This is a genomic window from Rhizobium sp. YIM 134829 (genome assembly GCF_046546455.1).
Genome location: NZ_JBKHKI010000012.1, coordinates 1 through 2,500, shown reverse-complemented (window position 1 = coordinate 2,500; position 2,500 = coordinate 1). Strand labels below are relative to the sequence as shown.

Genomic DNA, 2,500 nt, shown 5'->3' with positions numbered 1-2,500 from the left:
GTTCTCCGCGAAAACTATTTAGGTAGTGCGTCGATCGAATACCTCAGGGGGTAGAGCACTGAATGGGCTATGGGGACTCACCGTCTTACTGATCCTAATCAAACTCCGAATACCTGAGAGTACTAATCGGCAGACACACGGCGGGTGCTAACGTCCGTCGTGAAGAGGGCAACAACCCTGACCTCCATCTAAGGTCCCCAAGTCATGGCTAAGTGGGAAAGGATGTGAGACTCCCAAAACAACCAGGATGTTGGCTTAGAAGCAGCCATCATTTAAAGAAAGCGTAACAGCTCACTGGTCTAAATAAGGGGTTTTGCGCCGAAAATGTAACGGGGCTAAAGCCATGCACCGAAGCTGAGGATGTGGAGCAATCCACGTGGTAGCGGAGCGTTCCGTAAGCCTGTGAAGGGAGACCCGTGAGGGCTCCTGGAGGTATCGGAAGTGCGAATGTTGACATGAGTAACGATAAAGAGGGTGAGAGACCCTCTCGCCGAAAGACCAAGGGTTCCTGCTTAAAGTTCATCTGAGCAGGGTTAGCCGGCCCCTAAGACGAGGCGGACACGCGTAGTCGATGGGAACCACGTTAATAATCGTGGGCCTGGTGGGAAGTGACGGATCGGGCAACTTGTGAGGGCTTATTGGATTGCGCCTTGCAGGGAACCGGTTCCAGGAAAGAGCCCCACCGTACAGACCGTACCCGAAACCGACACAGGTGGTCAGGTAGAGCATACCAAGGCGCTTGAGAGAACTGCGTTGAAGGAACTCGGCAAATTGCACGCGTAACTTCGGAAGAAGCGTGACCCCATTTTGGGCAACCAGGATGGGGTGGCACAGACCAGGGGGTAGCGACTGTTTATCAAAAACACAGGGCTCTGCGAAGTCTGTAAGACGACGTATAGGGTCTGACGCCTGCCCGGTGCTGGAAGGTTAAGAGGAGAGGTGCAAGCTTTGAATCGAAGCCCCAGTAAACGGCGGCCGTAACTATAACGGTCCTAAGGTAGCGAAATTCCTTGTCGGGTAAGTTCCGACCTGCACGAATGGCGTAACGACTTCCCCGCTGTCTCCAACGCAGACTCAGTGAAATTGAATTCCCCGTGAAGATGCGGGGTTCCTGCGGTCAGACGGAAAGACCCCGTGCACCTTTACTATAGCTTTACACTGGCATTCGTGTCGGCATGTGTAGGATAGGTGGTAGGCTTTGAAGCAGGGACGCCAGTTCCTGTGGAGCCATCCTTGAAATACCACCCTTATCGTCATGGATGTCTAACCGCGGTCCGTTATCCGGATCCGGGACAGTGTATGGTGGGTAGTTTGACTGGGGCGGTCGCCTCCGAAAGAGTAACGGAGGCGCGCGATGGTGGGCTCAGACCGGTCGGAAATCGGTCGTCGAGTGCAATGGCATAAGCCCGCCTGACTGCGAGACTGACAAGTCGAGCAGAGACGAAAGTCGGTCATAGTGATCCGGTGGTCCCGCGTGGAAGGGCCATCGCTCAACGGATAAAAGGTACGCCGGGGATAACAGGCTGATGACCCCCAAGAGTCCATATCGACGGGGTTGTTTGGCACCTCGATGTCGGCTCATCGCATCCTGGGGCTGGAGCAGGTCCCAAGGGTTTGGCTGTTCGCCAATTAAAGCGGTACGTGAGCTGGGTTCAGAACGTCGTGAGACAGTTCGGTCCCTATCTGCCGTGGGTGTAGGAATATTGACAGGATCTGTCCCTAGTACGAGAGGACCGGGATGGACATATCTCTGGTGGACCTGTTGTGGCGCCAGCCGCATAGCAGGGTAGCTATATATGGACGGGATAACCGCTGAAGGCATCTAAGCGGGAAACCCCCCTGAAAACGAGTATTCCCTGAAGAACCGTGGAAGACGACCACGTTGATAGGCCGGGTGTGGACGTGCAGCAATGCATGAAGCTTACCGGTACTAATCGTTCGTTCGATCTTGATCGTTCCCATTGCTCATGCTCATCACGGCCCGCAAACGCACGCAAGCGTTTGTCGGCAAACGAGTATGGCAATCCTTGTCCTGACGCTGTCGCGGCTTCGCCGCGTCGGCTCACGGACGGCGCGCCCAACAAGGGGCGACGCGCCTCGCGCTTGCGGAGCCTTCAGGCTCCGTCGCCACCGCCATACCAACGACGTGTTCAAAACCAGCGACTGCCGACGGGCCAATACCATCATTGGCCTCTCCGCAATCGCACGGCGCCCTAAATCCAGCTTCTCGAAAACTTGCCCTTAGCCGACCTGGTGGTCATCGCGGGGTTCCCCCACCCGTTCCCATTCCGAACACGGCCGTGAAACGCCCCAGCGCCTATGGTACTTCGTCTCAAGACGCGGGAGAGTCGGTCGCTGCCAGGTCTGCTAAACGCAAGTCATCAACACTCTTCTCTCAACACAACGCCCTTACCAAACATTCCGCGGGGTGGAGCAGCCCGGTAGCTCGTCAGGCTCATAACCTGAAGGCCGCAGGTTCAAATCCTGCCCCCGCAACCAA

The 2,500-nt window shown here is 56.0% G+C and carries 1 tRNA gene and 2 rRNA genes (1 of these 3 cut by a window edge); all 3 read left to right on the top strand.

What is annotated here, in order from left to right:
- A 23S ribosomal RNA gene (locus ACLE20_RS15395) occupies window positions 1-1,956 on the top strand (it extends 844 nt beyond the left edge of the window).
- A 293-nt stretch (window positions 1,957-2,249) separates the two neighbouring features.
- Window positions 2,250-2,364: ribosomal RNA gene (rrf, locus tag ACLE20_RS15390) — 5S ribosomal RNA — on the top strand.
- A 58-nt stretch (window positions 2,365-2,422) separates the two neighbouring features.
- A tRNA-Met gene (locus ACLE20_RS15385) sits at window positions 2,423-2,499 on the top strand.
- Window position 2,500: the final 1 nt, after the last annotated feature.